This window comes from Streptomyces sp. NBC_00727 (assembly GCF_045161745.1).
Taxonomy (GTDB): domain Bacteria; phylum Actinomycetota; class Actinomycetes; order Streptomycetales; family Streptomycetaceae; genus Streptomyces.
The window spans coordinates 818,709-837,256 of record NZ_CP108981.1 but is presented as its reverse complement, the minus strand read 5'-3'; the positions used below and the strand labels follow the sequence as shown (position 1 = coordinate 837,256).

At 72.0% G+C, this 18,548-nt stretch carries 14 protein-coding genes; 5 read left to right on the top strand and 9 right to left on the bottom strand.

From position 1 onward, the window contains the following. Positions 1-145 precede the first annotated feature (145 nt). Positions 146-1,141 carry an EamA family transporter gene (locus OG242_RS03525; RefSeq protein WP_405896746.1) on the top strand — a complete coding sequence of 332 codons (996 nt, stop codon included), beginning with the start codon at positions 146-148 and terminating at the stop codon, positions 1,139-1,141. On the opposite strand, the gene OG242_RS03520 is transcribed toward OG242_RS03525, so the two are convergent. Next, entirely contained in the window at positions 1,138-1,833 is a 696-nt protein-coding gene (locus OG242_RS03520; protein ID WP_405896745.1) for a pyridoxamine 5'-phosphate oxidase family protein, read from the bottom strand. The two genes, OG242_RS03525 and OG242_RS03520, sit on opposite strands and share 4 nt — an antisense overlap. A 35-nt stretch (positions 1,834-1,868) precedes the next feature. Between OG242_RS03520 and OG242_RS03515 the strand changes: the two genes are divergently transcribed. After that, positions 1,869-3,200, top strand: a complete 1,332-nt coding sequence (locus OG242_RS03515; protein ID WP_405896744.1) for an aminotransferase class I/II-fold pyridoxal phosphate-dependent enzyme — start codon at positions 1,869-1,871, stop codon at positions 3,198-3,200. Between the two features lie 16 nt (positions 3,201-3,216). Here OG242_RS03515 and OG242_RS03510 read toward each other — a convergent pair whose 3' ends face one another. Then, entirely contained in the window at positions 3,217-4,185 is a 969-nt protein-coding gene (locus tag OG242_RS03510) for a DMT family transporter (RefSeq protein WP_405896743.1), read from the bottom strand. A gap of 73 nt (positions 4,186-4,258) precedes the next feature. Here OG242_RS03510 and OG242_RS03505 point away from each other — a divergent pair, with 73 nt between their 5' ends. Then, positions 4,259-5,173, top strand: coding sequence for a LysR family transcriptional regulator (locus OG242_RS03505; protein ID WP_405896742.1), 915 nt, complete (start codon positions 4,259-4,261; stop codon positions 5,171-5,173). A 14-nt stretch (positions 5,174-5,187) separates the two neighbouring features. Here OG242_RS03505 and OG242_RS03500 read toward each other — a convergent pair whose 3' ends face one another. From OG242_RS03500 to chvE, 7 genes are all read right to left on the bottom strand, one after another. Beyond that, positions 5,188-7,323 carry a prolyl oligopeptidase family serine peptidase gene (locus OG242_RS03500; protein WP_405896741.1) on the bottom strand — a complete coding sequence of 712 codons (2,136 nt, stop codon included), beginning with the start codon at positions 7,321-7,323 and terminating at the stop codon, positions 5,188-5,190. 82 nt (positions 7,324-7,405) lie between these two features. After that, complete coding sequence (locus tag OG242_RS03495) at positions 7,406-9,004, bottom strand: MDR family MFS transporter (protein WP_405896740.1); 1,599 nt, start codon at positions 9,002-9,004, stop codon at positions 7,406-7,408. A gap of 106 nt (positions 9,005-9,110) precedes the next feature. After that, positions 9,111-9,713 carry a TetR family transcriptional regulator gene (locus OG242_RS03490; protein ID WP_405896739.1) on the bottom strand — a complete coding sequence of 201 codons (603 nt, stop codon included), beginning with the start codon at positions 9,711-9,713 and terminating at the stop codon, positions 9,111-9,113. Between the two features lie 67 nt (positions 9,714-9,780). After that, complete coding sequence (locus tag OG242_RS03485) at positions 9,781-10,749, bottom strand: DUF6215 domain-containing protein (RefSeq protein WP_405896738.1); 969 nt, start codon at positions 10,747-10,749, stop codon at positions 9,781-9,783. A gap of 219 nt (positions 10,750-10,968) precedes the next feature. Beyond that, on the bottom strand, positions 10,969-12,216 hold the full coding sequence (mmsB, locus tag OG242_RS03480) for a multiple monosaccharide ABC transporter permease (protein ID WP_405896737.1): 1,248 nt from the start codon (positions 12,214-12,216) through the stop codon (positions 10,969-10,971). After that, positions 12,213-13,784, bottom strand: a complete 1,572-nt coding sequence (mmsA, locus tag OG242_RS03475; RefSeq protein ID WP_405901497.1) for a multiple monosaccharide ABC transporter ATP-binding protein — start codon at positions 13,782-13,784, stop codon at positions 12,213-12,215. The genes mmsB and mmsA overlap by 4 nt, the downstream gene beginning before the upstream one ends. A gap of 47 nt (positions 13,785-13,831) precedes the next feature. Next, positions 13,832-14,941, bottom strand: coding sequence for a multiple monosaccharide ABC transporter substrate-binding protein (gene chvE, locus OG242_RS03470; RefSeq protein ID WP_405896736.1), 1,110 nt, complete (start codon positions 14,939-14,941; stop codon positions 13,832-13,834). A gap of 319 nt (positions 14,942-15,260) precedes the next feature. Between chvE and araB the strand changes: the two genes are divergently transcribed. Beyond that, on the top strand, positions 15,261-16,967 hold the full coding sequence (gene araB, locus OG242_RS03465) for a ribulokinase (RefSeq protein ID WP_405896735.1): 1,707 nt from the start codon (positions 15,261-15,263) through the stop codon (positions 16,965-16,967). Between the two features lie 71 nt (positions 16,968-17,038). Next, positions 17,039-18,547, top strand: a complete 1,509-nt coding sequence (gene araA, locus OG242_RS03460) for an L-arabinose isomerase (RefSeq protein WP_405896734.1) — start codon at positions 17,039-17,041, stop codon at positions 18,545-18,547. The last annotated feature ends 1 nt before the right edge of the window (position 18,548 follow it).

The following is an 18,548-nucleotide window of genomic DNA, read 5'->3' as shown; positions in this document are numbered from 1 at the left end:
CGCCGCGCCGCGCACAACCGCTCACGTCTGTGGGACGTGTACGGGAGGGCCGTCGGTTGCCCCGTGTCCGGCTCGATGTGCGGGCCGGTGTGCCGACAGGTGTCACCGGGGTGACGCTCCTGACCGCAGCTGTCATGATGTGCCGATGCACGCGTCTCAGGGGAGAAGCGCCGGCCTGGGACTCGCCCTCGCCTCGGCCTTCGCATTCGGCGGTTCCGGAGTGGCGGCCAAGCCGCTCATCGAGGCGGGGCTCGACCCGCTCCACGTGGTCTGGCTGCGGGTGGCCGGGGCCGCGCTCCTCATGCTGCCCGTGGCCTGGCGCCACCGGGCGCTGGTGCGCGACCGGCCCGTGCTGCTGCTCGGCTTCGGGCTGCTCGCCGTCGCCGGTGTGCAGGCCTGCTACTTCGCCGCCATCTCCCGTATCCCGGTGGGCGTCGCGCTGCTGGTGGAATACCTGGCTCCGGCGCTCGTCCTCGGCTGGGTGCGCTTCGTCCAGCGGCGGCCGGTCACCCGGGCGGCGGCCCTCGGGGTCGTCCTCGCCGTCGGCGGCCTGGCCTGCGTGGTCGAGGTGTGGGCCGGCCTCGGCTTCGACGCCGTCGGGCTGCTGCTCGCGCTCGGGGCCGCCTGCTGCCAGGTCGGCTACTTCGTCCTCTCCGACCAGGGCGGCGGCGAGGCGTCCCGGGGCGGCGCCGAACCCCCGCATCCGGTCGGCGTCATCGCGTACGGGCTGCTCATCGGCGCCCTCGTGCTCACCGTGATCGCCCGGCCGTGGGGCATGGACTGGTCGGTGCTCGGCGGCTCCACGGTCATGGACGGCGCCGAGGTCCCGGCCTGGCTGCTGCTCGTCTGGATCGTGCTGCTGGCCACCGTCATCGCGTACGTCACCGGCGTGATCTCCGTACGGCTGCTGTCCCCGGCGGTCGCGGGCGTCGTCGCCTGTCTGGAGGCGGTCATCGCGACCGTGCTCGCCTGGGTGCTGCTCGGCGAGCACCTGGCCGCCCCGCAGCTCATCGGCGGGGCGCTGGTCCTGGCCGGCGCCCTCATCGCGCAGTCGGCCACGCCCCGGCCGCCGTCCGGCCCCGTCGCCTCGGGGACGGGGGCGCGGGACGCGGTCGCGGAGCGGGCCGACACCCGTCGTTAGGACGCCGTCAGGTACGCCGGTACGTCGATCGACGGGTCCAGGTCGTCCGCCGGGACCGGCGCGGCGTACGCGGGGGCGACCGGAACGACGCCGGCCCAGTGCGGCAGGCCGGTGTCCCGGGGGTCGTCGTTCGGCCCGCCCGTACGGATCTTCGCGGAGACCTCGCGCAGGTCGAGGCGGATGACGGCCGTGGCGGCCAGCTCCTTGCCGTCGGCCGGGCGTGAGTCCTTCGAGCGGCCCGGCACCACCTGGTCCACGATCGTGTCCAGGGCGATGCGCCGCTCCTCGGGGTCGGTCACCGTGTACGCGGTGCCGTGGACGACCACCGAACGGTAGTTGAGCGAGTGGTGGAAGGCGGACCGGGCGAGCACCAGGCCGTCGACATGCGTCACCGTCAGGCACACGGGCAGCCCTTCGTCGTCGCGCCCCGCCGACCGCAACGGCCGCGAACCGGTCGAGCCGTGGACGTACAGCCGCTCGCCGACCCGGCCGAAGAGCGTCGGCAGGACGACCGGCGCGCCGTCGCGCACGAAGCCGAGGTGGCAGAGGTAGGCGTCGTCGAGTATCGAGTGGACGGTCTCGCGGTCGTACGCGGCCCGGTCGGGCGACCGGGTGGGGAGCGTGCGGTCCGTCGGCTCGTAACCGGATGGGGCGTCCGGGGACGTGGTCTGCTGGGGTGCGGTCTCCGGCATTGCGGACTCCATTGCACTAGTGCATACTTTCATTTGTGCTAGGAGAGTATCGGATCAGTGGGCGGCGCGCACAGGAAATCGCTGCCAGTGTCGAGCGCGGGGTCGGTTCGGGAGAGCTGGCGCCGGGTGAAGTGCTGCCGCCTATGCGGGAGTTGGCCGTGCACTTGGAGGTGAACCCCAACACCGTCGCGGCCGCCTACCGCATCCTGCGTGAGCGCGGGGTGATCGAGACCGCCGGCCGCCGGGGCAGCCGGATCAGGCCGCGCCCCGCGAGCACCGCGCGCGGCTCGATGCGGGTCGAGGCGCCCCCGGGCGTACGGGACCTGGGCGACGGGAGTCCGGACCCGGCGCTGCTGCCGCGCCTCGGCGAGGCCTTCGCGGCGGTCGCCGAGCGGTACGCGCGCGAGCCCGGCCTGTACGGGGAGGCCCCCGTCGACCCGGAGTTCGCCGCGCTGGCGCGCGCCGCAATGGACGCCGACGGGGTCCCGGCCGGGCCGGTGGCCGCGGCCTCGGGCTCGCTGGACGCGATCGAGCGCGTCCTCGTCGCCCATCTCAGGCCCGGTGACCTGGTCGCGGTCGAGGACCCCGGCTGGGGCGGGCTGCTCGACCTGGTGCCCGCCCTCGGCATGCGGCCGGTCCCCGTCGCACTCGACGACGAGGGGCCGCTGCCCGACGCGCTGGAGGCGGCGCTCCGGGCGGGCGCACGGGCCGTCGTCGTCACGGACCGGGCGCAGAACCCGACGGGCGCGGCGGTCTCCGGGGCGCGCGCGGCGGAGCTGCGGACCGTCCTCGCCGGGCACCCGGAGGTCCTGCTCATCGAGGACGACCACGGCCACGCCATCGTCGACCTGCCGCTGCACCCGCTGGCCGGTGTCACCGACCGCTGGGCGTTCGTCCGTTCGACGGCCAAGGCGTACGGGCCCGACCTGCGGGTCGCGGTGCTGACCGGGGACGCGGTCACGGTCGACCGGGTGTCCGGACGGCAGCGGCTCGGGCCCGGCTGGGTCAGCCGGCTGCTGCAGCGGACCGTGGTGCACCTGTGGCGTACCGGCTCCGTGGACCCGCGCGAGGTGGCCCGTTCCTACGCCCGCCGCCGGGACGCCCTGGTGCGGGCGCTGCGGGAGCGGGGCGTCGAGGCGTACGGCCGCAGCGGGATGAACGTGTGGGTGCCGGTGAGCGACGAGACCGGGGCGGTGGCCGGCCTGTTGCAGGCGGGCTGGGCGGTGGCGCCCGGGGCCCGGTTCCGTATCTCCGCACCCCAGGCGATCCGGATCACCGTGTCCCCGCTCACCGACGCGGACATCGGGCCGCTGGCCGACGCGGTGGCCCGGGCGGCGGGACCGGCGCGGCCGCTGAGCTACGGGTGAGGGCGGGCCCGGCCGGTCACGCGCGCCGTCTGCCCTGCGTCAGGGCTGCGCCCGCCAGGACGATCAGCGCGCCGACCGGGGTGTTCCAGCTCAGCCGCTCGCCGAGCACGGCGACTCCGGCGGCGGTGGCGATGACCGGGATGAAGTAGGTGACCATCTGCGCGGTCGTCGGCCCGACCTCGTTGACCAGGCCGTACTGGAGCAGCACCGCGAGGCCCGTGCCCAGCGCCCCGAGGGCGACGACGGCCAGCGTGGGCAGGGCGGGGAAGCTGCCTGGGGCGGTGGTGAACAGCGGTGTGACGACCGCGAGTTGCACGGTGCCCAGGAAGAGCTGGCTGCCGGTGAGCGCGAGGGTCGACGCGCCGCTGCCCGCCAGCGTGCGGCGTACGTAGATCCAGCCGACCGGGTAGCTGAGCGACGCCAGCAGGGCCATGGCCGTACCGCTGAAGTCCAGTCCGGAGAAGCCCTGCCAGGCGCCCAGCACCGTCAGGACTCCGAGGAAGCCGAGCCCGAGTCCGGCGACGCGGCGCCGGGTCGGCCGGTCCTCCGAGAGGGCGACGAGCGACAGTGCCATGCCCCACAGCGGCGAGGTCGCGTTGCAGATGCCCGCCAGCGTCGACGGGATGCTCAGCTCGGCGTAGGCGAACAGGGAGAACGGCAGGGCGTTGAGGAAGAACGCCGCCACCGTCAGATGGCCCCAGGTCCGGGCGGAGCGCGGCAGCCGCTCCCGCTTCACCGCCATCACCACCGCCAGGACCGCGGTCCCCGACAGGAGCCGCCCGAGCGTCACCTGGAACGGCGCGTAGGCGTCGGTCCCCACCTTGATCAGGAGGAAGCTGAAGCCCCAGATGAGCGAGAGCGCCGCGAACCGCAGCCGCCAGTCCAGGGCCGGGCGGCGGGCGGAAGTGCCGACGGGAGCCCCGGGCGGCGCGGCGGGGGAGGCGGACGGCTCGGTGGCGGGTCTCGGTGCGGTCGGAGCGCTCATGGGACCACGATGACCTCGTCCACTTCGTAGCACAAGTGAGAATTTGTGCGCTGATTCGCGTAGCATCGCTTACATGTTGAACCTGGAGCGGCTGCGCACCCTGGACGCCCTGGCCAGGCTCGGTTCGGTCAGCGGCGCGGCCGAGGGGCTGCACGTCACGACGTCGGCCGTTTCGCAGCAGATGGCCAAGCTGGAGCGCGAGGTGGGCCAGCAGCTCCTCGCCCGGAACGGACGCGGGGTGCGGCTGACCGACGCGGGGCGGCTGCTCGCCGACCACGCGGCGCGCATCCTCTCGCAGGTGGAGCTCGCCCAGTCCGACATCGAGGCCCAGCGCGGCGAGGTGGTGGGCGAGATCCAGCTCGGGGCGTTTCCGACGGCGGCGCGCGGCCTCTTCCCCGCGACGCTTCTGTCCCTGCGCGCCGGCCACCCCGAGCTGCGGGTGCGTACGCTGGAGTTGGAGCCCGAGGACGGTATCCGGGCGGTGCTCAGAGGTGACATCGATCTGGCGGTGGTCCTGGACTGGAGCAACAAGCGGCTCCCGGTGCCCGGCGGACTGACCCGGGCCGAACTGCTCGACGACGCCCCCGACATCGCGATGCCGGCGGACCACCCGCTCGCCGGCCGGTCCGAAGTGGACCTGGAGGACTTCGCCGACGACGACTGGGTGTCCTGGCCCGAGGGCGAGTTCTGTTACGACTGGCTGATGTTCACGCTCCGCTCGAAGGGCATCGAACCCCGCATCGCGCACCTCGCGGGCGAACACCACACCCAACTCGCACTGATCGCCGCCGGGATGGGGGTGTGCGTGGCGCCCCGGCTCGGGCGGGGACCGGTGCCCGACGGGGTGCGGCTCGTTCCCGTACGCCAGAAGATGCGGCGGCACGTCCACGCGGTGTGGCGGACGGACGCGGACCGGCGGCCGTCGATCCGGGCGGCGGTCGCGGCGCTGCGCGAGGCGGGCCGGGAGCTGGACGAACCCTTCGGGTGAGGGGACGCACGCCGTCAGCTTCCCAGCGCCTTTTGCAGGAAGTTCCGCTCCAGCAGCAGCAGTCCGCTCGCCGTGCGGTCCTGACCCACCAGGTGTCCGGCCCCCGACAGCGGCAGCACCGTGTGCGGCCGGCCCGCGGCGAGCAGGGCGGCCGACAGGCGAAGCGTGTGCGCCACGGCCACGTTGTCGTCGGCCAGTCCGTGCACCAGCATCAGCGGCCTGGTCAGCGAAGCGGCCTCGTCCAGCAGCGAGTTGCGCGCGTAGTTCTCCGGCAGCACGTCCGGGTGACCGAGGAAGCGCTCCTCCCAATGGGTGTCGTAGAGCCGCCGGTCCGCCGGGGCCGCGCCCGCCACCGCCGCGTGGAAGACCTCCGGGCGCCGGAGCACGGCGGCCGCCGCGAGGTACCCGCTGAATGACCAGCCCCGCATCGCCACCCGGGTGAGGTCGAGCGCGGGGTGGGCGTCGGCCGCCGCACGGAGGGCGTCGATCTGGTCCTCCAGGACGGCCGTCAGCCGGTCGCCGTGCACCGACTTCTCCCACTCCTCGCCCCGCCCCGGGGTGCCCCGCCCGTCCGTGACGAGCACCGCGAACCCCTGCTCGGCGAACCACTGGGCCACCGCCGTCCACCACGCCCGCACCTTCAGAACGACCTGCATGCCGTGACCGGCGTACGGGCTCAGCAGCACCGGCAGCGGTCCGTCGCCCGGCCGGTGCCACGACGGCAGGTGGAGCCGGCTGCGCAGCTCCCGCCGGCCCAGGCTCAGGGCCAGGGGGCGCGGCGTGACGAGGGGTTCCTCGGCCAGGACCGCGATCCGGCCGGTCTCCGCTCCCGCCCGCAGCACGGTCACCGTATGGCCGTCCGGGGTCCTGCTGTCGAGCACCACGGTCGAGCCGCCGGCCGCCGCGGTGTGCACACCGGGTGCCGCGGAGACGCGGACCAGGCCCTCGGCCGTGCCGCACGACCAGACGTGGACCTCCGTGGGCTCCCCGCCGCCCGTGAAGTACACCCGCCCGTCCGCCTCACCGAGCACCTCGCGCACCTCCAGGCCCGGGGGTGTCGGGACACCGCCGACGTCCAGCCCCTGGGTGTCGCCGCCGGGGCGCGCCGGGACGACGAGCGCCCCGGACGACAGGCGCAGCGGGGTGCCCGGGCGCAGGGCCACCCAGGCCGGGTCGTGCTCCCGGTGCACGGTCCTGGTGGCGCCGGTCCGCTCGTCCACCTCCACGACGTGCACGGTCCGCTGGTCCCGGGACTGTACGGAGACCAGCGGGCCCCGGTCGTCCCAGCCCGCCGCCACCACGTACTCGAACGCCCGGTCCGTCCAGGGGCCTTCCGGATGCCCGTCGCCCGCCGCGTCGGGGAGCCGGGCGGCGGTGTGCTCGCCGGAGATCCGGACCAGGTGCAGGGAGACCTTCGCGTTGGCCGTGCCCGCCGCCGGGTAGGGCAGTTCGCGGGGCGGGCGGTCCGGGTGGGCCGGGTCGGTGAGGTAGCGGCGTTCGACGCCGGTGGTGTCCGCGCGGGCGACCAGGAGGGCGTCGCCGCGCGGGGACCACCAGTAGCCGCGCGTACGGCCGATGGACTCCTGCGACACGTAGTCGGACAGGCCGTAGGTGATGTGGGCGCCCTCCGGTTCGGCGAGCGCGCGGTCGCCGGTGCCGTCGGCCCGTACCGTACGCAGCGCGCCGCCGCAGACGTACGCGATCAGCGAGCCGTCGGGGGAGGGGCGGGGGTCGACGGCGGGCCCGGCCGTCGACAGCGGGCGGGGTGCGGAGCCGTCGGTGCGGACCACCCAGAGGGTGCCCGCGAGGGCGAATGCCGCCAGACGCACCGAGGCGTCGGTGGCGTACGAGACCACCCCGGAGGAGGTTTCGCGGGCGCGTTCGCGCCGGGCCCGCTCCTCCGGCGGGACCTCGCCGGGGTCCTCCTCCGCGAAGCCGGGCCCGAGCGGATCGGCGAGCAGCCTCTCCGCGCCGTCCTCGTACAGCCAGAGCCGGCTCACCGGGTCGGTGCCCGACGTGCCCCGGACGAACAGGACCCGCTCGCCGTCGGGGGAGACGGTGAACTGCCGGGGCACGCCCAGCGAGAAGCGGCGGGTGCGGGCGAACTGGGCGGGGAACAGGTCGGCGGGCGAGCCGGAGGGGTCTGTCATCTCGACACCATGACAGGTGGTGTGGCGCGAAAGCCGTCCGGGGCCCGTCCGCCGTGGACGGGCCCCGGAGCGGGAATCAGGATCAGTGCGTGGGAGTCGCGGCGGGCTGTGCCGCGGCGGTCTCCTCCGCGAGGCGCTCCATGCCGCTCTGGGTGCGCAGCGGCTTCTCCTTGATGAAGATCACCGCGATCAGCGCCAGGAAGGCGAAGGGGGCGCCGATCAGGAAGACGTCGGCGGTGGCGACGCCGTACGCGTTCTCGACGATGACCCGCGCCGGCTCGGGCAGGGTGCTGAGCTCGGGGACGCCGCCGCCCGTGCCGTCCGCCGCGCCGCCGAAGCCCTTCTTCAGCTCCTCGGCCACCCGGTGGCCGAGGACGGCGCCGAGCGCGCTCGTGCCGATGGCGCCGCCGAGGCTGCGGAAGAACGACAGGACCGAGGTGGCCGCGCCGAGTTCGGAGGCGGGCACGTCGTTCTGGGCGGCCAGCACGAGGTTCTGCATCAGCATGCCGACACCGACGCCGAGGACCACCATGTAGACGCTGAGCAGGCCGAACGAGGAGTCGGCGCCGATCGTGGAGAGCAGTCCCATGCCCGCGGTCATGATGATGCCGCCCGCGATGAGGAAGCCCTTCCACTTGCCCCGGGCGGAGATGATCTGGCCGGCCACGGTCGTCGAGACCATCAGACCGAGGATCATCGGCAGGCTCATCAGGCCCGCGGTCGTCGGGGACTTGCCCAGCGAGATCTGGAAGTACTGGGAGAGGAACACCGTGCCGCCGAACATGGCCACACCGACCAGCAGGCTCGCCACGGTCGTCAACGCCACCGTGCGGTTGCGGAAGATGTCCAGCGGGATGATCGGTTCCGCCACCCGGGACTCGACCCACACCGCGGCGGCCAGCAGGACCACGCCGGCGGAGACGAGAGCGGCCGTCTGCCAGGACGCCCAGTCGAAGTTGTTGCCCGCGAGGGTCACCCACAGCAGCAGCGAGCTGACACCGCTCATGATGAGGACGGCGCCGACGTAGTCGATCTTGACCTCGCGGCGGATCGTCGGCAGCTTCAGGGTCAGCTGGAGCAGCACGATCGCGAGCAGCGCGAACGGCACGCCGATGAAGAAGCACCAGCGCCAGCCCAGCCAGGAGGTGTCCACCAGGACCCCGCCGATGAGCGGCCCGGCGACCGTGCCGACGGCGAAGACGGCGCCGAAGATGCCGGAGTAGCGGCCGAGTTCGCGCGGCGGGATGATCGCCGCCATCACGACCTGGGCGAGCGCGGTGAGACCGCCCGCGCCGATGCCCTGCACGACACGGCTGACGATGAGCAGCCCGACGCTGTGCGAGAAGCCCGCGACGAGCGAACCCACGACGAACATCGACAGGGAGAGCTGGATGAGCAGCTTCTTGTCGTACAGGTCGGAGAGCTTGCCCCAGATCGGCACGGTCGCCGTCATGGCGAGGAGCTCGGCCGTGACGACCCAGGTGTACGAGGACTGGGTGCCGTGCAGGTCGGCGATGATCCTGGGCAGGGCGTTGGAGACGACCGTGGAGGCCAGGATGGCCACGAACATGCCGGCCATCAGGCCTGACATGGCCTGGAGTATCTGGCGGCGCGTCATGCCGGACGCGGGCCCCTCGGTCGCACCGGCGGCGCCGGTTTCGGGTGTGACGGCAGCGGTCATCGGCTGACGTTCCTCATTCTCTGGTGACTGGCTCCGCGGTCGGTGGTGCCGCGCGGAGTGGTGGTGCGGGGGTGGCGAGCGGGCCGGCGGGACGCGCCGGGCGGGCTCAGGCCTTCAGACCGGCGGCCAGGGAGGCGAACGCCTCGCGGTACAGGCTCTGGAAGGTACGTGTGCGGCCCGTGGCCACCCAGACCTCGACCGCGGCCCGCACGGCGGAGACGGACACGTGCGCGAGGAGCCGGGGATACAGGTCGGTCTCCGGGTCCTGGCCGAGGCGTTCGGCGACGACGGCGACCATGGCGGTCTCGTCGGCGCCCCGGGCGGCCAGGAAGTTGGGGAGCAGGGCCGGGCTCTTCTTCAGGACCGCCATCTGGAGCTCCCAGCGCTCGTGGTCCTCCTCGATGGAGGCGAGTTCCTGGGCGATGGCCTCGCTGAGGGCTTCGAGCGCGCTGAGGTGCTCCGGGGCGTTGAGCACGGTCCGGCGGGTGCGTTCGGCGTTCTCCTGGCCGGGGCGCGTGATGGCGTCCTCCAGGCACGGGAAGTAGTTGAAGAACGTGCGCACGGAGACGCCGACCGCGTCGGTGACCGCTTCCACGGTCACATGCTCGAAGCCGCGGTCGGCGGCCATGCGCAGGGCCGCGTCGGCCAGGGCGTCACGTGTGGCGCGCTTCTTGCGTTCACGCAGCCCCAGGGGCGGGTCGTCGCTCATGAAGGTGCATGCTATGCAATTTTGCAGGCTGGGCAAAATTTTAAACGGCGCCCGCAGGGGCCGGGCCCTACCGGGAGGCCCCGGCCGGGAGCGCCGCGAGGACCTTCTCGACGATGCCGAGGATGGCGTCGTCGTCGGGAAGCGCGGCCCCGGACTCGCTCCACACGGTGAAGTCGAAGGAGCCGCCCGGGTCCTTCCGGTCGAGTGCCACGGTCAGCGTCCTGGCCAGGGGGCCTTCCGTGGCGGGCCCGCCGGACGCGTCGCCCCCGATGCGGAACTGCATGAGGTGGTCCGACGTGAAGACCGCGGGCCGGCCGAGGGCCTTGTCCGCCCGGTGGTCCAGTGTCTGGGGCGCCAGCACCTTCGTGTACAGGGCGATCGTCATGTCGTTGTACGTTGCCGACAACTCCACGGTGTACGTGTCGAACTGGACCCGGGCCTCCGGCTCGGCGACCTTGTCGGCGGTCAGGGCCGCGGTGCCGCTGTTGCCGTACGCCACCTTCGGCTGCTCGCCGGGCGTTCCGAGGAGGTCCGCCAGGTCGGCGCGGTTGAGCGCCTTGCACAGGTCGTCGCCGGTGACCGCCCCCGGCGTCAGGGCGTACGCCTTCGGCAGCTTCTTCTCGGGTTCGTCGTCCGAGCAGGACGCGGGCTTCCGGGCGGCGGCGGTGCTGTCCCCCGTGACGCGGGGAGCCAGCCACACCGCGCCCACGAGGGCCCCGACCAGGGCCAGGGCCACGAAGACCTGCGCCCAGGCGTTGGGCTCCTTCTTCTTCGGCACCGTCGGCCCGGCGCCGGGGCCCGGCTGCGCCTGCGGTGCCGGGCCGGCCGCCGCCTCCCGGCGGGCGCGCCAGGCATGGGTCACCATGCGGATGCGGTACGCGGTGACGACGAGGACGGCCGCGCCGAGACCCGCCATGAGCCAGCGGCCTTCGACGAGGGCGTTGCCCACCATGCCTACGCCGAAGAGGGACCCGAAGAGGATCAACAGAGGTTCGCGTACCCAGAAGGGCAGAACGCGGACGATGAGACCGAGCATCCGGTGATCTCACCAGAGCGTGATCATCCACGCTGTGATGGAGGCCACAATTCCGGGCAGGTTCGGACCTGGTGGGCGGTGGGGACGACGCTGGCCCCGACCGGGCTCAGCCTGACCGGCACGGCGACCCGTCCACCGTGCTGCGGCCCGGTGACGAGTGCCGGTCGAGGCCGGTCCTGCGGTTCGGCACCCGGGACCGACCGCCATGTCAGGAGCGGGTCAGGCGCCCGCCCTCCGCTTGTTCCACACGTCGAAGCCGACCGCCGCCAGCAGCACCAGGCCCTTGATGACCTGCTGCCAGTCGGTGCCCACCCCGACCAGGTTCATGCCGTTGTTGAGCACACCGAGGACCAGGCCGCCGATGATGGCCCCGAGCACGGTGCCCACACCGCCGCTCATCGACGCCCCGCCGATGAACGCGGCGGCGATGGCCTCCAGTTCGAAGTTCACCCCCGCCTTCGGCGAGGCCGCGTTGAAGCGCGCCGCGAAGACGAGACCGGCCAGCGCCGCGAGCATGCCCATGTTGAGGAAGACCGCGAAGGTCACCTTCCGGTCCTTGACCCCGGACAGCTTCGCGGCGGGCAGGTTGCCGCCGATCGCGTACACATGGCGCCCGATGACCGCGTTGCGCATGACGTAACCGAAGCCGACCAGCAGCACGGCCAGGATCAGCAGGACCACGGGCGCGCCCTTGTAGCTGGCCAGCAGCAGGGTCGTGACCAGCACGGCGGCGACCAGGGCCGTCACCTTCAGCGCGAACAGGCCCGTGGGCAGGGTGTCCAGCGTGAACTCCCGTTGGCGCCGGCGGTCCCGCAGCTCCTGGAGCACCACGTACCCGGCCAGTCCCAGACCCAGCAACAGGGTGATGTTGTGGTAGTTCGTCTCCGGCCCCACCTCGGGCAGGAAGCCGTTGGCGACCCTCTGCATGCCCTCCGGGAACGGGCCGAGCGTCTGGCCCTTGAGGAAGATCTCCGTCAGCCCGCGGAACAGCAGCATCCCCGCGAGCGTCACGATGAACGAGGGGATGCCGACGTACGCGATGAAGAAACCCTGGAGCGCCCCCGCGACCGCCCCCAGCAGCAGGGTGAGGAGGACCGCGACGGGCCAGGCGAGATGGTGCTCGACCATCAGCACCGCTCCGACACCGCCGACCAGGGCCATCAACGAGCCCACCGACAGGTCGATGTGCCCGGAGATGATGACGATCATCATGCCGATGGCCAGGATGAGGATGTAGCTGTTCTGCAGCACCAGGTTGGAGACGTTGCGCGGCAGCAGCAGGTCGCCCCCCGTCCAGACCTGGAACAGCAGCACGATCAGGCCGAGCGCGAAGAGCATGCCGTACTGGCGCATGTTCCGCCGTACGCCGTCCAGGAGCACCCGGACGACCGGCCCTCCCGTCGGCGGTGCCCCGCCCTTGCCGGAGGGCGGGGTGGCCTTCGTGTGGGTGCTGACGTCGGTGCTCATGCGTGCTGTCCTTCGGTGGGGGTGGTGCCCGCGGTGGCCACCGGTGGTACGGGGGTGTCCTGGGTCATGTGCCGCATCAGCACTTCCTGGGTGGCGGCCTCGCGGGCGACCTCGCCGGTCAGCCGGCCGGCGGCCATGGTGTAGACGCGGTCGCACATGCCGAGCAGTTCGGGCAGCTCGGAGGAGATGAAGAGGATCGCCTTGCCCTCGGCGGCGAGCCGGTCGATCACGGTGTAGATCTCGAACTTGGCTCCCACGTCGACGCCGCGTGTGGGCTCGTCCAGGATGAGGACGTCGGGCCCGGTGAGGATCCACTTGCTGAGGACGACCTTCTGCTGGTTGCCGCCGGAGAGACGGCCGACCGGTTCGAGGACGTTCGGCGTCTTGATGTTCATGGTCCGCCGGTACCGCTCGGCCACCTTGCGTTCCTCGTGGCCGTCGACGACACCGCGCCGGGCGAGGTCGCCGAGGGAGGCGAGCGAGATGTTCCGGCTCACCGAGTCCCCGAGGTCGAGACCGTAGTGCTTGCGGTCCTCGGTGACGTACGCGATGCCGTTCGCGACCGCCTCGGGGACCGTACGCGTACGCACCTCGCGGCCGTCCTTGAGGACGGAGCCCCGCTCGTAGTGGCCGTAGGAGCGCCCGAAGACGCTCATCGCGAGTTCGGTCCGGCCGGCGCCCATCAGCCCGGCGATGCCCACGATCTCCCCGCGGCGGACGCGGAGCGACACCCCGTCGACGACCTTGCGGCCGCGGTCGAGCGGGTGGCGCACCGTCCAGTCCCTGACCTCCAGGGCCGGGCGGGCGTCGGCCCCACCCGTGTACGGCGTCCGGTCGGGGAAGCGGCTGTCGAGGTCCCGGCCCACCATGCCGCGGATGATGCGTTCCTCGGTGGTGGCCGGGTCGTTGACGTCCAGGGTCTCGATGGACCGCCCGTCGCGCAGGATGGTGACGGAGTCGGCGATCCGGGCGATCTCGTTCAGCTTGTGCGAGATGATGATCGAGGTGATGCCCTGGTCCTTCAGCTCCCGCATCAGCCGCAGCAGCTTGGCACTGTCCTCGTCGTTGAGCGCGGCGGTGGGCTCGTCGAGGATCAGCAGCCGTACGTTCTTCGCCAGCGCCTTCGCGATCTCCACCAACTGCTGCTTGCCCACACCGATGTCGGCGACCCGGGTCTCCGGGTGGTCGTCCAGGCCGACCCGCTTGAGCAGCGCGGAGGCGCGGCGCAGCGACTCTCGCCAGTTGATGATCCCGCGCCGGGCCGGCTCGTTGCCCAGGAACACGTTCTCGGCGATCGACAGATGGGGGACGAGGGCGAGTTCCTGGTGGATGATGACGATGCCGCGCTGCTCGCTGGCCCGGATGTCCTTGAAGTGGCACGGTTCGCCGTCGAAGAGGATCTCGCCCTCGTACGAGCCGTGCGGATGGACGCCGGAGAGCACCTTCATGAGCGTCGACTTGCCGGCGCCGTTCTCCCCGCACAGGGCGTGCACCTCGCCGCGCCGCACGGACAGGGTCACCTCCGAGAGCGCCTTGACGCCGGGGAACGTCTTGACGATGGAGCGCATTTCCAGGACCGGGCCGGGCGCGGCGGGGGATTCGTGCCCGGCGGAGGTCACCCGAGCTCCTTGGCGTTGATGTAGCCGGAGTCGACGAGGATCTTGCGGTAGTTCGACTTGTCGACGCTGACCGGGTTCAGCAGGAAGGCGGGCACGACCCTCTTGCCGTTGTCGTAGGTCGAGTCGTCGTTGATCTCGGGCTTCTTGCCGTTCAGAACCGCGGTCACCATGTTCGCCGCGACCTCGGCCAGCGCGCGGGTGTCCTTGTAGACGGTCTGGGTCTGCTGGCCCGCGATGATCGACTTCACGGAGGCGACCTCCGCGTCCTGACCGGTGACGACCGGAAGCGGCTTGGCCTTGCTCCCGTAGTCGTCGGACTTCAGGGCGGACAGGATGCCGATGGAGATGCCGTCGTACGGGGAGAGCACGGCGTCGACCCGTGCGGTGGAGTACGAGGAGGTCAGCAGGTCGTCCATGCGCTTCTGCGCGGTGCCGCCGTCCCAGCGCAGCGTGGTGACCTGGTTGAGCCGGGTCTGCCGGGACCGTACGACCAGCTGCTTCTTGTCGAAGTAGGGCTTCAGCACCTTCATGGCGCCGTTGAAGAAGTACTTGGTGTTGTTGTCGTCGTTGGACCCGGCGAACAGCTCGATGTTGAAGGGGCCCTTCTTCGCGCCGTCCTTCAGCCCCAGCTTGTCGACGATGTACGTGGCCTGGAGCTCGCCGACCTTCTCGTTGTCGAAGGAGGCGTAGTAGTCGACGTGCGGGGAGCCCAGGATGAGCCGGTCGTACGAGATCACCGGGATGTCGGCGTCCGCCGCCTGCTGCAGGACGTTGGACAGGGCCTCGCCGTTGATGGCGGCCACGACCAGCGCGTCGACGCCCTGCGTGATCATGTTCTCGATCTGGGCGACCTGCTGGTCGGGATCGTCCTCGCCGTACTGGAGGGTGGTGGCGAACCCGGCCTTCTTGAGGCTCGCCGTCATGTTCTTGCCGTCGGCGATCCACCGCTCGGAGGACTTGGTGGGCATGGCGATGCCGATGGTGACGTCCTTCTTGTCCTTCTTCTCCTCGCTTCCTCCTGCGCTGTCCTGTCCGCAGGCGGTGAGCAGCAGGGCGCAGCCGGTGGTCACCGCCACGAGGGCGGACGCGGCTCGGAAGTTCTTCATGGGCATGACCTGACAATCCCGTCGTCGCGGCGGCCTTGATGGAGCTCGATTGTTAGCGCTCGCATCAATGGGTCGCAAGAGGCCGCAGCGCCTTTTCTTGCGTCGACGCATGGCCGTAACCGGAGGAAAGGGAGGTAATCGTGGTGCACCTCGCAGGTTTGAGCTGTCGGTCGCGCTACGTGCGGTGGTCGGGGTTGCCGCCGGGCCGTCCCGGAACGACAAAAGTGCACAAGGCCCTTGCCTCAGAGGATTGTGAGCGCTAACAATCATCGGGGTTCCATTGCCGCCCCCGCTCCCCCCTGACGAGAGAGACCGCATCGTGACGCCACACGCCTCTTCCGACTCCGTCGACCCGCACCACCCCGACGCCTGCACGGTCGGCGTGGACTTCGGCACCCTGTCCGGGCGCGCCGTGGTGGTCAGGGTCCGGGACGGCGCCGAACTCGGCTCGGCGGTCCACGACTACTGCCACGCCGTCATAGAGGACCGCCTCCCGCCCACCGGCGTACCGCTGCCCCCCGACTGGGCGTTGCAGCACCCCGAGGACTGGCGCGACGTGCTCCGCACCGCGGTCCCGGCGGCGGTCGCGGCCGCCGGGGTCGACCCGGCCCTGGTCATCGGCATCGCCACCGACTTCACCGCCTGCACGGTCCTGCCTGCCACCGCGGAGGGCACCCCGCTCGCCCTGCTGCCCGAGTGGTCCGGCCACCCGCACGCCTGGCCGAAGCTGTGGAAGCACCACGCGGCCCAGGGACAGGCCGACCGCATCAACGCCCTCGCGCACGACCGGGGCGAGAAGTGGATCAGCCGGTACGGCGGCAGAATCTCCTCCGAGTGGCAGTTCGCCAAGGCCCTCCAGGTGCTGGAGGAGGACCCCGAGGTCTACGCGGCGTGCGCCCGCTGGATCGAGGCGGCCGACTGGATCGTCTGGCAGCTGACCGGCGCCGAGTCGCGCAACACCTGCACCGCCGGCTACAAGGGCATCCACCAGGACGGCGCCTACCCCTCGCCCGGCTTCCTGGCCCGGCTCCATCCGGACTTCGCCGACTTCCCCGCCACCCGCCTGGAGCACCCGCTGTCGGCCCTCGGCTCACGCGTCGGCGGCCTGAACAGCCGCGCCGCCGCGTGGACCGGCCTGCCCGAGGGCATCGCCGTGGCCGCGGGCAACGTCGACGCACACGTGGCCGCCCCCGCCGCCGGAGCCGTCGAGAACGGGCGGCTGCTCGCCATCATGGGCACCTCCACCTGCCACGTCCTCAACGGCGCCACCCTCGCCGACGTCCCCGGCATCTGCGGAGTCGTCGACGGCGGCATCGTGGACGGCGCCTACGGCTACGAGGCCGGGCAGAGCGCGGTGGGCGACATCTTCGCCTGGTGGCTCCGGCAGGGCGTACCGGACGACTACCGCACCGAAGCGCGAGACGCCGACGAGGACCTGCACCAGCTCCTGACCCGCAAGGCCACCGGCCGCCAGGTCGGCGCGCACGGACTGGTCGCCCTGGACTGGATGAACGGCAACCGCTCCACCCTGGTCGACCACCACCTGTCCGGGGTCATCGCGGGGCTCACCCTCGACACCCGCCCCGAGGACGTCTACCTGGCCCTGCTCGAATCCACCGCGTACGGCACCCGGGTGATCGTCGAGGCGTTCGAGGACGGCGGGATTCCGGTGGAGGAGTTCATCGTCACCGGCGGGCTGAAGAAGAACGCCCTGCTCATGCAGATCTACGCCGACGTCCTGCGCCGCCCCGTCTCCCTCGGCACCTCCGAGCAGGGGCCCGCGCTCGGCTCGGCCATCCATGCCGCCGTGGCCGCGGGCGCGCACCCCGACGTGCGGACCGCCGCCGCCCGCATGGGGAGCGTCCAGCGCCACGCGTACACCCCCGACCCCGGCCGGGCGGACGCCTACGACGCGCTGTTCGCCGAATACCGCGCCCTGCACGACCACTTCGGCACCGGCACGGACCTGCTCCTGCACCGGCTGCGGAAGATCCGCAACGCCGCGCGCACCGCCACCGCCGGCTGACCGGCACACCTTTCACCGGGACCGCCAGGCCCGGATCTCTCTTCCCCGCACAACCGAGGAGCACACCCGACATGACGCTCGCCCAGCCCGACCGCGAGATCTGGTTTCTCACCGGCAGCCAGTCCCTCTACGGGGACGAGACCCTGGCCCAGGTCGCCGACCAGTCACGGGTCATCCGCGACACCCTCGCGGACCAGCCGCAGATGGCGGTGCGCCTCGTCTGGAAGCCGGTACTCACCGACGCGGCCGCCATCCGCAGGGTCTGTCTGGAGGCGAACGCCGACGACCGCTGCGCCGGCCTCATCGCCTGGATGCACACCTTCTCCCCGGCCAAGATGTGGATCTCCGGCCTCGACGCCCTGCGCAAGCCGCTGCTGCACCTGCACACCCAGGCCAACCGCCAACTGCCCTGGTCCACCATCGACATGGACTTCATGAACCTGAACCAGGCCGCCCACGGCGACCGCGAGTTCGGCTTCGTGCAGACCCGCCTCGGCGTCCCCCGCAAGACCGTCGCCGGCCACGTCACCACCCCCGAGGTCGTCGACCGCATCGCCGGCTGGGCGCGCGCCGCCCTGGGCCGTGCCGAGCTGTCCGGCCTCAAACTCGCCCGCTTCGGCGACAACATGCGCGACGTCGCCGTCACCGAGGGCGACAAGGTCGAAGCCCAGCTGCGGTTCGGGGTCTCGGTCAACACCTACGGCGTCAACGACCTGGTCGCCGCGGTCGACGCCGCCGACGAGGACACCGTCACCGCGCTCGTCAAGGAGTACCAGGACCTCTACGCCCTGGCCCCCGAACTGCGCCCCGGCGGTGAACGCCACGACTCCCTGCGCTACGCGGCCCGCATCGAGGCCGGGCTGCGCGCCTTCCTCACCGAGGGCGGCTTCCACGCCTTCACCACGAACTTCGAGGACCTCGGCGGACTGCGCCAGCTGCCCGGCCTCGCCGTGCAGCGCCTGATGGCGGACGGCTACGGCTTCGGCGGCGAGGGCGACTGGAAGACCTCGGTCCTGCTGCGCACGCTCAAGGCCATGGCGCACGGGCTGCCGGGCGGCACGTCCTTCATGGAGGACTACACCTACGACCTGACGCCCGGTCAGGAGCTCATCCTCGGCGCCCACATGCTGGAGGTGTGCCCCTCGCTCACCACGGCGACCCCGGCCTGCGAGATCCACCCCCTCGGCATAGGCGGCCGGGAGGACCCGGTCCGGCTCGTCTTCGACGCGGCACCCGGCCCCGCCGTCGTCATCGGGCTCGCGGACATGGGCGACCGGTTCCGCCTCGTCGCCAACCACATCGACGTCGTCACCCCGCCCGAGCCGCTGCCCAAGCTGCCCGTCGCCCGCGCCGTCTGGCGGCCCAGCCCCGACCTGCGTACGTCCACCGAGGCGTGGCTGACCGCCGGAGCACCGCACCACACCGTGCTCACCACCGCGCTCGGCGGCGAGGAGCTGGAGGACCTCGCGGAGATGCTGCGCACCGAACTCGTCGTCATCGACCAGGACACCACCATCCGGCGCTTCACCCGCGAACTGCGCTGGAACCAGGCCTACCACCGTCTGGCCCAGAGCCTGTGAC

Excerpts from the sequence above, each read along its gene's own strand:
- OG242_RS03525 (WP_405896746.1), top strand. The coding sequence starts at position 146 with ATGCACGCGTCTCAGGGGAGAAGCGCCGGCCTGGGACTCGCCCTCGCC.
- OG242_RS03520 (WP_405896745.1), bottom strand. The coding sequence starts at position 1,833 with ATGCCGGAGACCGCACCCCAGCAGACCACGTCCCCGGACGCCCCATCC.
- OG242_RS03510 (WP_405896743.1), bottom strand. The coding sequence starts at position 4,185 with ATGAGCGCTCCGACCGCACCGAGACCCGCCACCGAGCCGTCCGCCTCC.
- OG242_RS03505 (WP_405896742.1), top strand. The coding sequence starts at position 4,259 with ATGTTGAACCTGGAGCGGCTGCGCACCCTGGACGCCCTGGCCAGGCTC.
- OG242_RS03500 (WP_405896741.1), bottom strand. The coding sequence starts at position 7,323 with ATGACAGACCCCTCCGGCTCGCCCGCCGACCTGTTCCCCGCCCAGTTC.
- OG242_RS03495 (WP_405896740.1), bottom strand. The coding sequence starts at position 9,004 with ATGACCGCTGCCGTCACACCCGAAACCGGCGCCGCCGGTGCGACCGAG.
- OG242_RS03490 (WP_405896739.1), bottom strand. The coding sequence starts at position 9,713 with ATGAGCGACGACCCGCCCCTGGGGCTGCGTGAACGCAAGAAGCGCGCC.
- OG242_RS03485 (WP_405896738.1), bottom strand. The coding sequence starts at position 10,749 with ATGCTCGGTCTCATCGTCCGCGTTCTGCCCTTCTGGGTACGCGAACCT.
- mmsB (WP_405896737.1), bottom strand. The coding sequence starts at position 12,216 with ATGAGCACCGACGTCAGCACCCACACGAAGGCCACCCCGCCCTCCGGC.
- mmsA (WP_405901497.1), bottom strand. The coding sequence starts at position 13,784 with ATGCGCTCCATCGTCAAGACGTTCCCCGGCGTCAAGGCGCTCTCGGAG.
- chvE (WP_405896736.1), bottom strand. The coding sequence starts at position 14,941 with ATGAAGAACTTCCGAGCCGCGTCCGCCCTCGTGGCGGTGACCACCGGC.
- araA (WP_405896734.1), top strand. The coding sequence starts at position 17,039 with ATGACGCTCGCCCAGCCCGACCGCGAGATCTGGTTTCTCACCGGCAGC.